The organism is Citrobacter sp. C348 (assembly GCF_047467975.1).
Lineage (GTDB): Bacteria > Pseudomonadota > Gammaproteobacteria > Enterobacterales > Enterobacteriaceae > Citrobacter > Citrobacter gillenii.
Genome location: NZ_JASJUJ010000005.1, coordinates 154591 through 174087, shown reverse-complemented (window position 1 = coordinate 174087; position 19497 = coordinate 154591). Strand labels below are relative to the sequence as shown.

Annotated in this window: 9 protein-coding genes; 3 read left to right on the top strand and 6 right to left on the bottom strand. The window is 52.2% G+C overall.

What is annotated here, in order from left to right:
- Window positions 1–32: 32 nt before the first annotated feature.
- From mutS to QNN86_RS11920, 3 genes are all read right to left on the bottom strand, one after another.
- Window positions 33–2600 carry a DNA mismatch repair protein MutS gene (gene mutS / locus QNN86_RS11930; RefSeq protein ID WP_135911498.1) on the bottom strand — a complete coding sequence of 856 codons (2568 nt, stop codon included), beginning with the start codon at window positions 2598–2600 and terminating at the stop codon, window positions 33–35.
- Between the two features lie 206 nt (window positions 2601–2806).
- Window positions 2807–3325 (bottom strand): hypothetical protein, encoded by a 519-nt coding sequence (locus QNN86_RS11925; RefSeq protein ID WP_117343157.1) that lies wholly within the window; start codon window positions 3323–3325, stop codon window positions 2807–2809.
- Window positions 3325–4113 (bottom strand): winged helix-turn-helix domain-containing protein, encoded by a 789-nt coding sequence (locus tag QNN86_RS11920; RefSeq protein ID WP_181617715.1) that lies wholly within the window; start codon window positions 4111–4113, stop codon window positions 3325–3327. Before QNN86_RS11920 ends, QNN86_RS11925 begins: the two co-directional genes overlap by 1 nt.
- A 503-nt stretch (window positions 4114–4616) precedes the next feature.
- Between QNN86_RS11920 and QNN86_RS11915 the strand changes: the two genes are divergently transcribed.
- Window positions 4617–5222: a helix-turn-helix domain-containing protein gene (locus QNN86_RS11915; RefSeq protein WP_096755932.1), complete on the top strand. Its 606-nt coding sequence runs from the start codon at window positions 4617–4619 to the stop codon at window positions 5220–5222.
- A gap of 41 nt (window positions 5223–5263) precedes the next feature.
- On the opposite strand, the gene QNN86_RS11910 is transcribed toward QNN86_RS11915, so the two are convergent.
- The 3 genes from QNN86_RS11910 to QNN86_RS11900 form a co-directional block, all read right to left on the bottom strand.
- Window positions 5264–6637: an HlyD family type I secretion periplasmic adaptor subunit gene (locus QNN86_RS11910; RefSeq protein WP_117343159.1), complete on the bottom strand. Its 1374-nt coding sequence runs from the start codon at window positions 6635–6637 to the stop codon at window positions 5264–5266.
- Window positions 6624–8828 (bottom strand): type I secretion system permease/ATPase, encoded by a 2205-nt coding sequence (locus tag QNN86_RS11905; RefSeq protein WP_174361386.1) that lies wholly within the window; start codon window positions 8826–8828, stop codon window positions 6624–6626. The genes QNN86_RS11910 and QNN86_RS11905 overlap by 14 nt, the downstream gene beginning before the upstream one ends.
- Window positions 8829–8903: 75 nt before the next feature.
- Window positions 8904–10247 (bottom strand): TolC family outer membrane protein, encoded by a 1344-nt coding sequence (locus QNN86_RS11900; protein ID WP_181617714.1) that lies wholly within the window; start codon window positions 10245–10247, stop codon window positions 8904–8906.
- A 331-nt stretch (window positions 10248–10578) separates the two neighbouring features.
- Here QNN86_RS11900 and QNN86_RS11895 point away from each other — a divergent pair, with 331 nt between their 5' ends.
- Together QNN86_RS11895 and QNN86_RS11890 are read left to right on the top strand one after the other, a co-directional pair.
- Window positions 10579–19062 carry a retention module-containing protein gene (locus QNN86_RS11895; protein ID WP_414211149.1) on the top strand — a complete coding sequence of 2828 codons (8484 nt, stop codon included), beginning with the start codon at window positions 10579–10581 and terminating at the stop codon, window positions 19060–19062.
- A 65-nt stretch (window positions 19063–19127) separates the two neighbouring features.
- A complete protein-coding gene (locus QNN86_RS11890) occupies window positions 19128–19379 on the top strand; it encodes a hypothetical protein (protein WP_370316670.1) in 252 nt (83 codons plus the stop codon).
- Window positions 19380–19497 lie beyond the last annotated feature (118 nt).

Below are 19497 nucleotides of genomic sequence, written 5' to 3'. Positions count from 1 at the left end.
GATGAGCGCAGCGACATCGGGCACAACGCGTGTTACACCAGGCTTTTCAACCGATAAATCCATTCCAGCGCCTGACGCGGCGTCAGGGAATCCGGGTCGAGATTTTCCAGCGCTTCTACAGCGGGAGACGTTTCTTCCGGTGCTGAAAGTAGCGACATTTGCGTCCCGTCTACCTGGGTTGCGGCGGCATTTGGCGTAATGCTTTCCAGTTCGCGCAGTTTTTGCCGCGCACGTTTGATGACGTCTTTCGGCACACCGGCCAGCGCAGCGACGGCAAGACCATAGCTTTTGCTTGCCGCACCATCCTGCACACTATGCATAAAGGCAATCGTATCGCCGTGCTCTAATGCGTCCAAATGCACATTGGCAACGCCTTCCATCTTCTCTGCTAACTGAGTCAGTTCAAAGTAGTGGGTTGCGAACAGCGTCAATGCCTTGATTTTATTGGCAAGATTTTCTGCGCACGCCCATGCCAGCGACAGACCGTCATAGGTGGAGGTGCCGCGCCCAATCTCATCCATCAACACCAGGCTGTTCTCGGTGGCGTTATGCAAAATATTGGCGGTTTCGGTCATCTCAACCATAAAGGTCGAACGACCGGACGCCAGGTCATCCGCTGCGCCCACGCGGGTAAAGATGCGATCGATCGGACCTATCTCAACCTTTTGTGCCGGAACATAGCTGCCGATGTAGGCCAGCAGGGCGATCAGTGCGGTCTGGCGCATATAGGTACTTTTACCGCCCATATTCGGCCCGGTGATGATCAACATCCGGCGCTGAGGTGAAAGATTCAGCGGGTTGGCAATAAACGGTTCGGTCAGCACCTGTTCAACCACCGGATGACGGCCTTCGGTAATACGAATGCCGGGTTTGTCGGTGAAGGTCGGGCAGGTGTAATTCAGGGTATAAGCCCGTTCTGCCAGATTGACCAGCACGTCGAGCTCGGCCAGCGCACTGGCGCTCTGTTGCAAATCCGCCAGGTGAGGTAACAGCATGTCGAACAATTCGTCGTACAGCTGTTTTTCCAGCGCCAACGCTTTACCCTTCGAGGTCAGGACTTTGTCTTCGTACTCTTTGAGTTCAGGAATGATGTAGCGTTCGGCATTTTTTAGCGTCTGGCGGCGCACGTAGTTAATGGGCGCCAGATGGCTTTGACCGCGGCTGATCTGAATGTAGTAACCGTGTACACCGTTAAATCCAACCTTAAGCGTGTCCAGCCCGGTGCGTTCACGCTCGCGGATCTCCAGTCGGTCAAGATAGTCGGTCGCGCCATCGGCCAGCGCCCGCCACTCGTCCAGTTCATCGTTATAGCCTGGCGCAATGACGCCACCGTCGCGTACCAGTACCGGCGGGGCTTCAACGACGGCGCGTTCCAGCAGTTCACGCAGTTCGCTGAACTCGCCCATTTTCTCGCGCAGCATCTGTACCGGCGCGCTGTCGACGCCTTCCAGCTGTGCACGCAGTTCAGGTAATTGCTGAAAGGCGTGGCGCATACGGGCCAGATCGCGTGGACGCGCGGTACGCAGTGCCAGGCGAGCCAGAATACGCTCCAGATCGCCGACCTGACGCAGAACCGGCTGTAATTCGCTGGTGACATCCTGCAGGGCGCCGATCGTCTGCTGACGTTCGGTGAGGATTTTGGTGTCGCGAACCGGCATATGCAGCCAGCGCTTAAGCATACGGCTGCCCATCGGGGTGACGGTGCAGTCGAGCACCGAGGCCAGCGTATTTTCGATACCGCCGGCCAGATTCTGGGTAATCTCCAGATTCCGGCGTGTGGCGGCATCCATAATGATGCTGTCCTGCTGGCGCTCCATGGTGATGGAACGAATATGCGGCAGCGAGGTGCGCTGGGTATCTTTCGCATATTGCAGCAGACAGCCTGCGGCACATAAGCCGCGCGGTGCGTTTTCGACACCAAAGCCAATCAGGTCCCGCGTGCCAAACTGTAAGTTAAGTTGCTGGCGGGCGGTATCAATTTCAAATTCCCACAGCGGACGGCGACGCAGTCCGCGACGGCCTTCGATCAGCGAGGTCTCGGCGAAATCTTCGGCATACAGCAGTTCTGCCGGGTTAGTGCGCTGTAATTCTGCCGCCATGGTCTCACGGTCGGCTGGTTCACTGACGCGAAAGCGCCCGGAGCTGATGTCTAGCGTGGCATAGCCGTAGCCTTTGCTGTCCTGCCAGATGGCGGCCAGCAGGTTGTCCTGACGCTCCTGCAACAACGCTTCATCGCTGATGGTACCGGGCGTGACGATGCGGACAACTTTGCGCTCAACCGGACCTTTGCTGGTGGCAGGGTCGCCAATTTGTTCGCAAATGGCAACCGACTCCCCCTGATTCACCAGTTTTGCGAGGTAGTTTTCTACCGCGTGGTGGGGAATGCCCGCCATCGGGATCGGTTCGCCCGCGGATGCGCCGCGCTTGGTCAGCGAGATATCCAACAGCTGCGACGCACGTTTGGCATCGTCATAAAACAGTTCGTAAAAGTCGCCCATGCGGTAAAACAGCAGGATCTCCGGGTGCTGAGCCTTCAGCTTAAGATACTGCTGCATCATGGGGGTGTGGTTGGTGAAGTCCGTATCAAGTGACTCTTTCATATTGATTATGCTCGTTTTTTAATATTTTTAGGTACTCGGGCAGTCTCATGTGAACCCCCTGTAGACTCACACAAACCCATAAATTTCACTATCGAAAGCAGCCTGAAGGGCTGCAACGGCAAGCCTCAGTTCAGCCACAATAGAGTATCTTATCACCGACTACCCCAGACATTCACCCGTCACTTTGGCGCAAAAATACGGTGTCACTATTCACTCTCGGGCAAGTCATAATTCTGGCAGTACAGGTAGGGGATGCCTTCTTTAGTGATCAGGTAGGTTTCTTTATTCAGAGAGAAAAGATCGACATTAGAGACGCTGGTATTGGTCAGGAAGAAATCGGGCAGGAGTTGCTGGATGATACTGACAGGGGCGGTTTCACGATTTGATATATGGATGTTCTGCGATACCCATACCGGGCTTGAGCCATAGCTGGAGTGGGTAAACAACACCATGCGTTGCACGGTTTGCTCGCTGTTGTTTGCATCTTTGATGATGCCATCAATATTCACAATACCTTTACTGTCCCCACTTTTGATATCGATGATCCCGCGAAACGAGGCCGTATCGCGTACGATCTCGATCGTAGCGCGACAGGCTAGATTATGTAGATGGCTATGATTTTTACCCTGCTGCCAAAAACTCACAATACTGATAACCACAAGACAAAGCAGCAGGATAATACCTGTTTGTGTTCTGATTTTGGGCGCGCGGGAAGGTAAGTTCATTAGCTATCGTACCGTGGGTAATAGACCGACTGACAGGTATTCTTCTTCTGCTCTCCGTTTATAGGGGAGCGACACTGGATCACTGACAGTTTTTTGGACTCAGGATACGTCGTTATATAGATAAATTTATTGTCCTGGCACAACCCTGGGTTCTTATCGATAAAAGCAGTGTGTCGGGAGAAATCGCTGGCATCGTTATTAAAATAATACTTACAGTTTGAGTGGGTATTTTGGGTGGCAATATAACCGGAAAAATAATTATCACGGGTGTTCCACGGATACAGTATCAGACCGCAGATGATAATAGTCAGTAAGACCAGTACAGATTCCATTCTGGTGATCGGTGTTTTATGTGCGGTATTATCTGAAAACTCAGTGAGGTCGGTATTGGGCGGCCAATCTTCTTCTATTGCCGCAGGGCAATTCTCCGGCGTGTCAATTTCCTCAATGCTAAATGTGTCCTGGATGATCAGCCCTTTACGGGTAATGGTTGTGATAAAGGATGCTTCCAGTTCTAACTGAAGTAAACTTTTACGCAGCGAGAGAATACTCTGATAAAAGGCATTGAAGCTTGCCTGACGATGGTTTTCACCCCAGCCAAATTCCAGTAGTTCGTTTTGCGAAACCACTTTTCCGTGATTTTGGATGAGTAATAAAAGACATAATGATGCTGAGTGCTTGAGCTTTATCTGTAGCTCGGGTTGATCCACTCTCGCCAGGCATTGAGTCGCTGGTGTAAAGATGATTTTTCTTTCAATCAGATAACTGATGTTACCAGTCTCAGACATGATGTCTCTACTCTTGATGATGCTTTCATTGGTGGGGCGGCATTAAAAACATCCCGGCCATCAGGACCACCAATGTCTGTCAGATTCTGCAGCCAGAACCGCGAAATGTTGCAATTTAGTATCATAGCACAACAACAGTAATGGTTTGTTAATGAAAATAAAACATATAGGAATCAAATAATTGTATCTTTCTGGCTATTGCGAAAAGAAGAGAAAGAAGAAATAATGATGACAAAGGCGATAAGCATTAATTCTCTTTGGACTGCGCAATATACTGTTCGGCATCACCACGCGAGAACACGGTTCACACCGAAAACGCGCCAAAGCACCTGGGAATGCGGGTGGTGAAACCATGATGGTTGCGATGTTTGTCGTACCTGTAGTGCGTAGCATCCGGATTAACATAAAAATATAAACGGAAATAAATGTCAGCACGTTATTAAGCTGGCATTTATTTTTGTTTCTGTTTTTTTGTCAGGCATAAATTTGTAGCAGAGATATCCATGTTCCAGAATGAAATAGAGAAGTCGGTAGTACTTATTGGTGATGAAATTAAGAAATCAGATAACGCCTGGCTCTCCTTACGGAAAAAACGCCAGCGTATTGACCTGAAGGTCGATGGACATATCTTATTTCTGGAGAAAGGGACGGTCTCTGTTTATCGTGTAGAAAATGACCTGGTCACGGTCAGTATTTCAGCACCCGCTATTCTCGGGCTACCGCAAATGCGCACCGAAGTGGCAGGACATTATTTACGCTGTGACACCGATTGTGAAATGTGGGCAATGAGCGTGCAGAATGCCGATCTCCTGTTCACCGCTAAAAATTTATGGAAGCAGGCGTTTGATATCTTAACGCACCATCTGCAACGCTATTTTCAGCGCGAGACCCTGCAATCGCACCGTACTATTCGCGAGCTGATTATTGAACATGTGAAGTATATTTGGGCGATGGCACCTGAGGTGCGCGAAAAAACGTCGGTGTATACCTTTATTCTGGCGCGTAACCATATCTCGCGCAGTGCCATCCACAAGGTATTACAGGAACTGGTTAGCGATGGAAAAATTAGCCTGAATCGCGGAAAGCTCACTTCTTATATCCCATCATAACCGCGTACGCCCCCAGGGTTATGACTGGGGGCGCAGAGCCATTAACGTTCTCTCAGTGCTTCCGCACGTGCGCGGATAATCGGTTTGAGTAGATAGCTAAGAATCGTCTTCTTACCGGTGAGAATATCGACGCTGGCCACCATACCGGGAATAATCAACATCGGGTGCTCTTTCGTCCCCAGATAGTTTTTATCCGTTTGCAAACGGACAATATAGAAACTCCGCCCCTGTTTATCCGTCACCGTATCCGGGCTTATCTGTACCACTTCACCTTGCAGGCCACCATAGATGGTGTAGTCGTAGGCGGTAAATTTCACCATCGCGTGCTGGCCCGGATGAAGGAAGGCAATATCGCGCGGTTGTATTTTGGCTTCAACCAACAGCTTGTCATCAAGTGGGACGATCTCCACCAGATCGCTACCGGGTTGAATCACCCCACCGATGGTATTCACCATGACCTGCTGGACGATACCGCGGACCGGCGAGGTGACCATAGTACGATTCACGCGGTCTTCCAGTGCTTTGACGCTGGCCTGCGCCTTACTCAGATTGGTACGGGCTTCGTTTAACTGGGCCAGCGCATCGCTTTGAAAGCGACCGTGACTTTCGCCAATTTTGTTCTCAATCTCTTTTATTTCTGAAGCGACTTTAGGCAACGTCAGGCTGATAGAATTTAACTGCCCGGCGGTTTCTACTTCAGTACGGCGCAGACGCAGCAGCTCGACTTTCGAGATCGCCCCGGAGGCAAGCAGCGGCTCGGACATTTTGATTTCCTGGCGAATTAACCCGAGGCTGCGCTTAAACTGATCTTCTTTTGATTCAACATCGCGCAGTTCCTGTTTCTTCTGTACCAACTGCTCTTCAAGTCCGGAGATTTCGTTGTGAAATTGCGCGCGACGGCTGTTGTACAGTTCGGTTTCTCCGCGGGCGACGTCCGGTGCTTTGCTGGCTATCTCTTCTGAGATAACAAAGTCCCGGTTTTCAACCTCTGCCGTCAGGCGTTCCACCTTCGCCCGCAGGCCGAGTTTATCGGCTTCTGTTTCACCGACGTTAGAGGCAAAACGGGTATCGTCGAGATGCAACAGTGGCGTACCGGCGTTAACGATTTGTCCTTCATGCACGTACAGCTCGGTAACAATCCCGCCTTCCAGGTTCTGTATCTTTTGCAGTTTTGACGAGGGGATCGCTTTACCTTCGCCGCGCGTCACTTCGTCAATGCTGGCAAAGCCCGCCCACACGAAGGCCAGCAGCACCAACGCCAGAATCACCCACAGCGTCAGGCGAATCACCCTCGGGGCGTCATCAATAATGGCGTGGCTGACGTCATTGATACTGTCAGTTTGATTTTCATCGCGGGCACGAAAGTAGGGCTGTACAGAGCGGCGGGCGCGAGCCAGGAAATCAGCGAGACGCATTTATCTGCCCCTTTTTTAACGCATCCATCACGACCGCTTTCGGGCCGTCGGCAATGATGCGTCCTTTATCAACAATAATCAGGCGGTCAACCAACGACAGCATTGAGGCGCGATGAGTAACCAGTAATAGCGTTTTACCTGCAATGCAGGGGGCCAGCGCGTGTTTAATCTGCTCTTCGCTGGTGTTGTCCATCGAACTGGTGGGTTCATCCAGCAGCAGCAAAGGGGGATCGAGTAATAACGCACGTGCGAGCGCGACGGCCTGGCGTTGCCCGCCAGAAAGCCGCGAGCCACGCTCGCCGACCTGCAGGTTATAGCCGTCAGGGTGCAGGCGGGCGAAGTCGTTCACTCCCGCCAGTTCTGCCGCGCGCAGCATAGTTTCGTCATCGACATAGCGCGCGCCGCAAAGCAAGTTGTCGCGTAGCGTTCCGCTAAATAACTGGATGTCCTGCGGGACGTAGCCGATGCTGTGGCGCAGATCGTTGACATCCAGCTGGCGCGCATCGACACCGTCGATCAGGATGTTACCGGCACTGGGCGGGTACAAATTAACGATCAATTTACTCAGTGAGCTTTTACCGGAGCCGCTACGACCGATAATGCCTACACGCTCACCGGGCGAAATGGTCAGGTTGATCTTGTTGAGCGACAGGCTTTTTTGTTCCGGGTAGCTGAAGTCCACATCGCGAAATTCTATGCTGCCCTGCAGTTGTTCACGTTTGAGCGGCGTTTCATCCGCCCGGCGTTCCTGCGCCAGCGACATCATTTTCTCGGTACTTTTGATGGTCAGCTTCGCCTGTTGATAGCGGGCAATCAGGCCGGTTAACTGGCCCAGCGGCATTAAGGCGCGACCGTTGAGCATGTAGCAGGCGATCAGGCCGCCCATACTCAGCTTGCCGCCGATTATCATGTATACGCCGACGATGATCATTACCACGCCAGAGATCTGCTGGAACCAGCCGGTCAGGTTGCTTGCCAGGCTGGACAAGGTTTTCACGCGCAGTTCCAGACGACTCAGGCTACCCAGCGTTTGCTCCCACAGATACTGGCGCTCGCTCTGGGCATTATTCACTTTGATGGCATCCAGGCTGCTTAATGTTTCAATCAGCAGCGCCTGGCGTTCGCTGGCTAGGCTCATGGTTTTTTCCACCGCGGCGTTAACCGGTTTTTGCAATGCCCAGCTGCACAGCAGCGCAACCGGCAGCGTGAGGACCGGGATCCACGCCAGCGCACCACCGATAATGCCGATGACAACCAGCAGCAGCAGGGTAAAGGGCAGGTCAATAATGGTGGTCAGGGTGAGCGAGGAGAGAAAATCGCGCAGCGACTGAAACTCGTGGATGTTTTGCGCGAAGCTGCCCACGCGCGCCGGGCGCTCCTTCATCTCCATACCGATAATGCGTTCAAACAGGGTCGAGGAGATAATGAGATCGCTTTTTTTGCCAGCAATATCCAGGCAGATGCTGCGCAGCATTTTTAAGATCAGATCAAAGACAAAAGCCAGGCAGATACCGACCGCCAGCACCCACAGGGTTACCGTCGCCTGATTCGGCACCACGCGGTCGTAGACGTTCATGGTAAACAGCGGCGTGCCGAGTGCAATCAGGTTGATCAGCAGACTGGCCAGCACGGCATCCATATACAGAAAGCGTGACAGCTTGAGCGTATCTTTAAACCAGGATTTAGTACGCGGTAAAAATGCTTCTGCCTGCAAATCGAATTCGTGACGCGGGTGAGCAAAAATTACCTTGCCGGCATAGTTCTGCGCAAGCGTGGTGGCATCGACGGTGATTTCGCCTCCTTCGCTTTCGCTGGGCATAAAGCGGGCGCTACCGTCATCATTCCAGCCCAGTAACACCCCGGTTCCCCCGGAGCGCAGTAACAGAACGGCGGGCAGGGACATGGCGGGGATTTTATCGAGCGCGCGCGTCACCACCCGGGCTTTTAAACCGGCGCGTGCAGCGGCACGGGGGAATATATTCAGTGTGAGCCGATCGTTTTCTAATGGCAGGCCGCTGCTTAATGTTGCTCGACTGGCGGGTTTACCGTGCAAAGAACACAGAATGAGTAAGCTATCTAATAAAGGGTCGTCATTATAGCTACGGGGATCATGATATTGAGAATTTGTGCTATCAGAATTCTCCGGGACTTCATTTAATAATTCAGCTTGTGCACTCATTTTAGCAACCATTTCTGACTGCACGACTTAAAAATAGCATGCTAATAATAAGTGTGCAGCTCAGATGTTTATTTGTATAAATAATGATTAATGAAGTTCCGGCAGGTTATTTCCTGCTGCGGTATCTACAGGTTGCCCCGATGGCGGCGGTGCGATTTTTAGAATACTCATTAATTCACCGGTGCGTTCGCTAATTCGATACCCGCTGGTCATGGCCAGGTAACGTAATTCAACCAGACGACGTTTAGAGGAGAACACTTCATTTTCACTGTCGAGTAAATCCAGCAGCGTACGTTCACCCAGACTAAATTGGTCCTGATAGGCGGTGCGAACTTTCACGCTTCGGTCGGCATATTCTTCCGCCGACGGCAGCTGGGCGCGCGCATTTTGTAATGCAGTCCACGCCAGGCGCAGCTCCTGATTCAACTGGCGCAGGGTGTTATTGCGCACATCCTGAGCCTGTTTATGCAGGTAGGCGCGAGATTCCATGTTGGCTTTGTCGCTGCCGCCCTGGTACAGGTTGTAATGCAGCTTTACCATCGCTTCCCACTCTTCAGTGTGCGCGCGGGTGGTATCGGTGTTATTGCTGATACCCCGAGACAGCTCAACGTCGACACGCGGGTAGAAGGTCGATTTTGACGCTTCATACTGCTGATGTGCGGCTTCGATGTCGGCGTTGGCAGACTTCAGTAACGGGTTGTTGTTTTCCATCCGGGTTTTGGCGTCGGCAAGTGAGGTCGGGAGCTGCGCGTCAATGCTTTCCGGCAGGCTTAACCCTTCAGGATCTTGACCGCTTACACTGACAAACGTGGTCTTCGCGTCTTCCAGGTTGGTTTGCTCGGTGAGCAAATTGTTCCGTGCCTGCGCCAGACGAGCTTCTGCTTGCATAAAGTCGCCGGAGCGGCCCACGCCCTGATCGGTACGCAGTTTTATCTGGTCGTAAATGCGCTCGTGGTTAGCGAGATCATCTTCTGCCAGGCGAACAAACTCCTCGCGCTGCAGCACATCAAAATAGGCCTGAATTACCGTGTAAGCGGTGCTTTCGCTGGTGTTCATCACGCCAAATGCCCGTGAGTCAACGGTTGCTTTTTGCCGTGCAACTTCACTATGGGTGGCAAAACCATTGAACACATTTTGCTCCAGGCTGAGCGTTGCCCCGTTGGGGGATTGGGTCAGACCGTTCGTGCTGCCTGCGGCACGAGTGGTCGCATCATCAATATTTTTTCGCCCAGCTTCGGCATTTAAATTCAATGCGGGTAAATATCCACCTTGTGCCGCACGGAGTTCTTTTTCTGCTGAATAGCGACTATTTATAGCCGCATTAACTTCAGGGTGATTGGCTAATGCGTCTTTAACGGTATTGTGTAAGTCTTCTGCATACACGGAATTTATTGAAAACCATGAAAGCAGGAAAACGAAAAACTTCTTCATGACAGGAATGCCTTATATCACACGGTTATGACATCCAGTTGTCGTCGCCATCATCCATTTTCACAAACACGTTATATTAATTAACAAATATGAATTATCTTAATTGACGCTTGCAATCAGCTATTCAGAGATATGTTTTGTCACATCGTGTTTTATTTTTGGTTATTTTTTATTATATTCATTTGCCAGTCAAGTCTCATGTATATGCATTCTAAAAAATGTGTTTTTTTCCACATTGAATATTAATGTTTACATTAAAAGAATGTGTTTTTTGTTCGTTAATATATTAACGAGTTTATAAAAATAATGATGGTATTTAAGTGAGGTTACGGTGAGCAAATTACTCGGTGTGATCAAAGCAATTATTGGACAGGTCTATGTTGTTGAAGCCAATGGCACACAACGACTTGTTCATGAAGGCGACAGGATCTCTCTCGGTGAAGAAATTGTGACCGGTGCCAGCGGCGCGGTCAGTATCTCTCTACCTAACGGGCAGACGGTAGATATTGGGCGTAATAGCCACTGGGGAGAGCACGGGATACAGGTAAGCCATAATCCGAATCATGATGCCCAGGATATTGCCGCCGTACAAAAAGCCATCGCCGATGGTGCGGATCCGACGCAGATACTTGACGCGACCGCAGCGGGCAACGACGAACCGGTGTCGATGGAAGGTGGCGGTGGCGGTCACACGCGGGTTCAGCTTGAACTGACCGGGCAGGTGGTTGATCCTACTGCGGGTTTTGACACCAAGGGACTGGGTAGCCCAAACGGCGATATCAACCTGCCGGTGGTGGGGATCCTGTCCGGGTCTGCCAGTCTTTTCCCACCAGAAGTGACTATTGCGGAGTTTGCAGGCAACGACGGCTACATTAACAAGAATGAATTCCACCGGACGCATTTAAGCGGCACCAGTAACCAGAACCACGTCACGCTGACCTTCACCGATAGCCAAAAAAACACATTCACCGTCGATGTCCCTGTGAGGAACGGTCACTGGTTTATCGATACCGATCTGGGTGGATTACAGCCAGGGAACGTCACCGTGGTGGCAACGGCCACCGATGTGTCGGGTCGAACGGCACAAACTTTTGACAATGCGCTGATTGATATCACCGGCCCGCGCATCGATATTACGGTAGATAACGTCACGCCAGACAACCTGATTAACTACGAAGAATCTCTCCATACGCAAACCATCATCCATGGGCATGTAGGCGGCGACGCCAAACCTGGCGATATCGTGACCTTACTGGTCGATGGCAAAGAATATACCGGCATTGTGACCGATCCTGGCAATGGCCCGCTGACGTATAACATCCCGGTATTAACTCACGGGTTGCTGAATGACCCAACTTTCCATGCCACGCTAACGTCAACCGATGATGCCGGGAATACCACGACTGTTTCTACGGAGCATCATGTCGAGAGCGATCTGCTGGCACAGAATGCTGTGACCATCGAAACAGTGGCGAATGATGATGTTGTTAACGCCAGTGAAAACCGCATGCCAACGCTGATTACCGGCGTCGCCAGTGGCGATGCCAAAGCGGGCGATCCGGTGACGTTGACTGTTCAGGGAAAAGAATTCCACGGCACGGTTTTCGACGATCATGGTCAACTCCGGTACGAAATTGAGGTGCCAAGAGGAACGCTTAAAGAAGGCGTCAATGATGTGCAGGTGAAGGTGGTTAGCCATGATGATGTGGGTAACGAAGCGACTGCCGTCACACACAAAAACGTGGTGCTGGACACCGTGGCGGCGAACGCCATCAGCATCGACGATGTGGACAGCGATAACACCCTGAATCGTGTCGAACTGTATACGCGTAATCAGGTCATTACCGGCACCGTCGGCGGCGAAGATGCCAAAGTGGGCGACCGGGTTGAGCTGGAGATTAACGGCCACCGCTACAGCGGTCAGGTTACTAATCTCGGTAACAATACGCTGGGTTACCGTATTGCGGTGGACACTGAGGCGTTTGCTGATAACAGCGGTAACGTACTGAAGGATGTCGACGTGAACGCCACGGTTACCTCCCTCGATGCGGTGGGTAATCTGGCAATAGTGACCGACTCCCACACCGTACATATCGACAACTACGCTGAAAACCAGATCAGCATTGATGATGTGACGATCGATAATACGCTGAGTTTTAATGAGCTATCGGCGAAAACGCGGACCATTACCGGTACCGTCAGCGGGGAAGATGCCCGGGCGGGCGACCGGGTGGATCTGGTTATCAACGGGCACGATTATCACGGGCGGGTGATCGACCTGGGCAACGGCAGCCTGGGCTACAGCATCGCGGTGGACTCCGCCGCCTTTGCGGACAACAGCGGCATGGTGCTGAAAGATGTTGATGTGCACGCCAGCGTAGTCTCACAGGATGCGGCGGGTAACGTGGCGGTGGCGGTCAGCACCCACACCGTACATCTCGACAACTACGCCGAAAACCAGGTGCATATTGATAAAGTGGCCGTCGATGACATTATCAATATTAAAGAGTTTTCAGAAAACGGCGGCGTTACGCATATCACCGGAACAGTGACCGGTATTGATGCGAAAGCAGGCGATGTGGTGACGCTGGGGCTGAAAGGCGGATATACCCTTACAACGACGGTGATTGCGCTGGCGGGAGGTGGGTTAGGTTATAGCTTCCCGGTGAACACCCATATGCTGATAACGCATCCGGAGATTAACGTTACTGTGACCTCAAGCGATGCGGCGGGTAACCACATCACCCATAACGAGTTAAAAACTATCGACTCGGATATGTACACGCAGTCATATATTACGATTGAGGCGGTGACTGACGACAACGTCATTAATATTAAAGAGTCCACGGAAAACAACGGTCAGACGAAGATCAGCGGCACGGTGAGCGGAGATGCAAAACTGCATGACACCGTTGAATTGATGATTGATGGTCATCGGTACTCTGGTTTTGTCGAAGCATTGCCTGGCGGGAATCTGGGGTATCACATCCTGGTGGATACCCAGTCGCTGGTTAACGATCCGGTGATTCAGGCCCGTATCAACACCACCGATAATCACGGTAACGAAAGCACCGCCACGACAGAACGTACCGTTGGGCTCGATCTCGATGCCAGCGCCAGTATCGGTGTTGATACCGTGGCAGGTGATGACATTATCAGTCATGCCGAATCTCTGCTGAACACGACGACAATAACAGGACCGGTCGGTGGTGATGCGAAACCAGGCGATGTTGTGACCTTAACGTTCAACAACCAGACCTGGCACGGTAACGTGGTGGTGCTGGCGGACGGCTCGTTAGGCTACAGCATTCCGGTGAGCACCAAAAACCTGCCTGATGGTGTCGATCAGAACGTGCATGTTTCAATCTCCACCGTCGATGAACACGGTAATCAGTTAACCGTGTCCCACGATCATACGGTGCATATCGACCTGCATGCGGATGCGAAAATCACCATCGATGAGGTGACCGACGATAATGTGCTGAACCACTTTGAACTGGATAAGCCTAAACAGTTGGTGAGCGGTACGGTGGGCGGCGATGCACAGGTCGGTGATGCGGTGAACATTGAGATTAATGGTTACACGTTTACCGGCAAGGTTATCGACCTGGGTGGGGGTAAGCTGGGTTATCAAATTCCAGTTGATTCGGCTGCATTCAGCAATAACCAAGGTAATCAGGATAAAAATGTCACCTTTACGGCAACGGTGACTTCCCACGATGCGGTGGGTAATGAAGTCACCATCGGCACTTCCCACACTGTTCATATCGACAACCATGCAAGGGCAGGGATCACTGTTGATACCGTAGCGGGTGACGATGTGCTCAATGGTGCAGAGGCTGCTCGACATACCACCGAGGTGATGGGTACCGTATCTGGCGATGTGAAATTCGGCGATAAGGTGCAGATCATCGTCAACGGGCATACCTACAATACAACCGTACAGCACTTACCTGAACATAATGGCGCACTGGGTTATAAACTGGATGTTCTGACCCGCGATCTGCTTAAAGACCCTCATATTATTGCCCAGGTCAATGGCGTGGATGCTCCACACAATATTCAGCATGTGCAGACGCCTCACGATCTGACGGTGGATCTGCACGCGAAAGCAATGCTGAGCATCGATCCCGTTACCGGCGATAACCGGGTGAACGGTGATGAATCTCACCAGCCGTTTACCTGGGTAACCGGAAAAGTCGCTGGTGATGTGCACGTCAATGATGTGGTGTATCTGACGGTGAAAGGCCACGTCCTGACAGGGAAAGTTGTCGATCTGGGCGGTGGAGTTCTTGGGTATAGCATCAAGGTCAGCACCGCTGATTTGCTGGCCGACCCGCACTTAACCGCCACCGTCAGCACCACCGATGCGGCGGGCAACGTGGCGAAAGCGGATGCCGAAACGACGGTGATTATTGATACGCGTGTCGATGCAGCAATCAAGATTGATACGGTAACGCCGGATAACACGCTTAACCGCGATGAGCAAATGCAGGGCCATACGCTGGTCAGCGGCACGGTTACCGGCGAAGTGCATCCGGGCGATCCGCTGGTGATGACAATCAACGGGCAGATTTATACCGGGGTGGTGGAAGACCTCGGCGGTAATAAAATGGGCTTCCATATTTCGGTGGCGACGTCCGATATTATCGCCAGCCCACATATCGATGTGTCGATGGATGTCACCGATGCGGCGCAAAACCATGCGCATATTACGGCACACCATAACGTGGGGCTGGATGATAAAGCCTACGCCGCAATCACTATCGATCCGGTCACCGGTGATAAGGTTCTGAACGGTGCTGAGTTGCAGAAAACAACCACCGTAGTGAGCGGGACGGTGGGCGGTGACGCGAAGGCGGGCGATATTGTTCATCTCAATATCGGCGGACATCTGGTGGACACTCAAGTGATTCCGCTGCCGAATTTGGGCGGAACATTAGGCTACAGCGTCGATGTAACTACCCAGTGGTTGCAGCACGATCCGCATATTACCGCCACCATTACCGCCACCGATCCGCATGGCAATAGCGCCACGGCGCAGGCGCAGGATGTCCTGACGATTGACGACCATGCTGTGGCTACGGTGCACATCAACCCTATCGTTACGGCGGATCACGATTCCGTCATCAACTATAACGAGGCGCATAACCCGCTGACAACCGTCACCGGGACGGTGGGCGGTGATGTGCTGGTGGGCGATTGGGTTGAGCTGACCGTCAACAATCAGGTCTATTACGCCCAGGTACAGGACAGTAACGGGCAGCATACCTTTAGCGCGGATGTCTCCACGCTGGACTTGCTGTTGGATCCGCACATCCATGCGGAAGTGTCGGCCACAGACGCGGCAGGTAACGTGGCATATGGGCATGATGACCGTCCGGTAGTGATTGATACCCATGCCGATGCCAGGATTACGATTGATTCAATGACCACCGGTTTATTGCCTAACATGACGACCCCGCAGGATCTTGCTCCGGGCAGAAAACCTGACTATGTGATTGTCACCGGACATGTTGACCCAGATGCTAAGTTGAATGATGAGGTGATTCTTATTGTTGGGAATGGGATCCGATATACAACCCATGTCATTGAATTACCAAATCACATTCTGGGTTTTCAGGCCTCAGTGAGCACGGGTGATCTCGGTGATAACGGTAATATCACCGTTTCGATTACCACGCATGATGATCATGGTAATACCGCGACGGCAACGGACCACAAACTGATTGATCTGCCATGGACTCACAATCAGGCTGTCAGTGGGAATACGCCGTATATCATGCATAACCCGCCAGCGATCACCACGCCGCCAACCGGTACCGGGACGACGGTCCCGCATCAGCCGCAGGTTCATCTGACTGTTGATAAGGTGACGGGTGATGATGTGCTGAACCACGATGAAGTAAATAACGCTACCACACCTGTGCGTGGCAGGGTGACGGGGGATGTGCATGCCAACGACGTTGTCACCGTCACGGTGAACGGCGTGGACTACCACGGCAAGGTATTTGCGATTCCGGGGCTGTCAGGCGAATTTGGCTACCAGGTTGATGTTCCCTCAAATGTGCTTCAGGCACACCCGATGTTTGATGTCTCTGTTACCGTGACCGAGGGCAATCTGACGGGATCGGATACGCAGCACAAGGTTATTAGCATCGACACCGATAACCCTATCACTATCAACATGAACCCTGTGGCCAGCGATGATGTCATCAATGGCAAAGAAGCGCTTACAGGCAAAACGATGATAACGGGTACGGTCAAAGGCGAAGGGTTACACGATGGCAGCGTGGTGTCCTTGCAGGTCAATGGCAATACCTTAACCACCGTGGTGCATAACAATAACGGCACGCTGGAGTGGTCAAAAGAGGTCAGCATTAATGACCTGCGCACCAACCCGACTATTGTTGCGACCGTAACCGGCACCGATGCGGCCGGGAACACGGTCACCGGGTCGACGGACCGACATCTCATCGTCGATCTGAACGCCGTTGCGGGAGTGACGATTGATAACATCACCGCTGATAACGTGCTCAACGCGCAGGAGTCTGACGTCACTGTGCATCCGATGACGACGGTGACGGGCTCCGTGACCGGCGATGTGAAGTCCGGCGATATCGTAACGCTGGAAGTGGACAATCATACCTACACCGCGACGGTTGATAACCAGTTGCATTATTCGGTGGATATCGACACCCAACACCTGAACGCCGACCACTCAATTGTGGCGAAAGTCACTGGTCATGACGTTCACGGTAACGATCAGGACGCCAGCTACACGAAGAACTTTACGCGTGATACCACGGCGGCAGCGACGGTGACCATTAACACCGTCGGCGGTGACGATGTCATTAATGCGGATGAAGTGAAGGCAGGCCAGATTGAAGTCAGCGGCACCGTGGGTGGCGATGTGCATAAAGGCGATAAAGTGCATATCACCGTCAATAACATCACGGTGGATGCCGATGTGGTCGAACTGCCGCATATGAACGGACAACTGGGCTACTCCGCGTTAGTGAGCACCGCTGGTCTGCAAACCGATCCCACTATTTACGTTAGCGTGACGGGTGAAGATGCGGCGAAAAATACCCAGACTGCGAACAGTCAGAAACCGGTGACCATTGACACCAATGTGGTGGCAGAAATTCATCTGGATAAGGTGTCGGATGATGATGTATTGAATAACGCGCAAACGAAACTTCAGCACACCAAAATCAGCGGCTATGTCACCGGTGATGTTGACGTTGGCGATCTGGTCACCATCAGGGTCGGCGGCAAAGACCTGGTGGCGAAAGTTACCAGCAGCGGCGGTAAAAAAGTGTTTAGCGTCGATGCCAGCACCGTGGATTTGGTCCATGACCAGAATATTACGGCACATGTGACCGCCCATGATGATGCGGGCAACCGTCAGGAAATCGATACTGCGAAAACCCTCACCATTGATCGGGAGGCGAAGGGGACGGTGGATATCGATAACGTCACTGCTGACAACGTCCTGAACCAGCAGGAGCTGCAGGCGCTGAAAACGATGATTACCGGTACTGTGGGAGGGGATGCGCAGAAAGGCGATCCGGTGGTTTTAACGATTGGTAACCGTACATTTAATGGTTCGGTGGACGTGCTGCCAAGCGGCAAGCTGGGCTATCAGATTGATGTGGATACCGATGTATTAAAAGCCAACACCAGTATTGATGCCAAAGTCACTGGTCATGATGCGCCCGGCAACCCGTACAGCATCCACATATCCCATTCTTACGTGGTTGATGATCATGCCGAAGGTACGATTGTCATCAACAACGGTATTGCGGGAGATAACGTAATAAATCAAACGGAATCTCAACACGACACGGTTATTTCAGGCGTCGTTACCGGTGATGCGCAAGTGGGGGATAGCGTCACCCTGACGGTGAACAGTTTCTCCACCACGGTGAAGGTGACACAGGATCCGCACAGCAATAAATTGGTTTATGCAGTTGCGGTACCGGCCAGCGCGCTGAATGAAGGCGATAACGACGTTCAGGTGAAAACCACGGTTAAGGATGCGGCAGGTAACACGCTGGATGTGACCAATCATAAAACCGTGGTGCTGGATACTCACGCTGATGCCACTATCGTGGTGGATAAAATCACCGGCGATAACCACATTTCGCAGGCAGAGTCGCAGAACGCGATCACCCACCTTACCGGCAGCGTAACCGGCGACGTGCATGATGGTGAACACATTACAGCGCGGGTCAATGGTCATCAGTACGATACGGTTATTCATCTGAATAATAACGAACTGCGTTATGACTTTGCGGTGGATACGTCGACCTTGCGTACCGGCCATAATCGCGTCAGCGTGATGGTTGAGGCGAACGATAACCACGGCAATACCACGACACATGCGCAAATGGCTGATGTCACCATGGAAGATCATGCGCCAGTGAAAGCGCATGCGGCAGACAAGGGACAGCACGCCGCAGCACAGCATGCGCTGCACAATCTGTTTGATGACAGCGCATTGTCTTTGTCATACGCGCCAGCGGCATCCGCGCACGGACAGGCGGCAGCCGTACTGGGTCCTGACGATAAAGCGAAGGCCGTGCTCGATAAAGTCGACCTGAGCGATTTGGCCCGTGAGCTGCATGAAGGCGTTGATATTGCGAAGTACATTCAAAGCGGCGGCGATCATCATCTGATTGCCAGCCCGGCGAAGGTTGCGCATGGCATTGACACGGCAGTCTCCACACCGTTGAGTAGCGATGTGCATGCGTCAACGTACTCGCTGGATCACCTGATCGCCAAACCGGAACAAAATCACTCTCACTAACGGAAGCTGACTGCCCTGTGTACACGGGGCAGTCGCGTCACGACATATTAATCTAAGGCAACAAGATGAATGCTGTTCCACCTGATGAACACGGCACTGAAATAGACAACCAACAGTTCCTGGCCATGCTGCAAAAGAGCGACCTGGAGATGGTGCGCGTACTGGATGACTTGATTTACCTGTTGATCCGTAAAGGCGTTATAGCGATTACCGATCTGCCGCCGATGGCGCAGGTTAAATTAATGAATCGCGCGAACGCGCGTCAGGAACTCGGCGGGTTAGAACAACTGCTCGGTAACGATGACCGAATTTTTTAACGGCAACAGACAGCCTGCAGACAACGTAGAAAATGCCCGGTGGCGCAGGCTTACCGGGCCTACAAAAAATCATAACCATTTGATTTTGTAGGCCGGATAAGCGAAGCGCCATCCGGCA

Excerpts from the sequence above, each read along its gene's own strand:
- QNN86_RS11900 (WP_181617714.1), bottom strand. The coding sequence starts at position 10,247 with ATGAAGAAGTTTTTCGTTTTCCTGCTTTCATGGTTTTCAATAAATTCC.
- QNN86_RS11890 (WP_370316670.1), top strand. The coding sequence starts at position 19,128 with ATGAATGCTGTTCCACCTGATGAACACGGCACTGAAATAGACAACCAA.
- QNN86_RS11920 (WP_181617715.1), bottom strand. The coding sequence starts at position 4,113 with ATGTCTGAGACTGGTAACATCAGTTATCTGATTGAAAGAAAAATCATC.
- QNN86_RS11915 (WP_096755932.1), top strand. The coding sequence starts at position 4,617 with ATGTTCCAGAATGAAATAGAGAAGTCGGTAGTACTTATTGGTGATGAA.
- QNN86_RS11905 (WP_174361386.1), bottom strand. The coding sequence starts at position 8,828 with ATGGTTGCTAAAATGAGTGCACAAGCTGAATTATTAAATGAAGTCCCG.
- QNN86_RS11925 (WP_117343157.1), bottom strand. The coding sequence starts at position 3,325 with ATGAACTTACCTTCCCGCGCGCCCAAAATCAGAACACAAACAGGTATT.
- mutS (WP_135911498.1), bottom strand. The coding sequence starts at position 2,600 with ATGAAAGAGTCACTTGATACGGACTTCACCAACCACACCCCCATGATG.
- QNN86_RS11910 (WP_117343159.1), bottom strand. The coding sequence starts at position 6,637 with ATGCGTCTCGCTGATTTCCTGGCTCGCGCCCGCCGCTCTGTACAGCCC.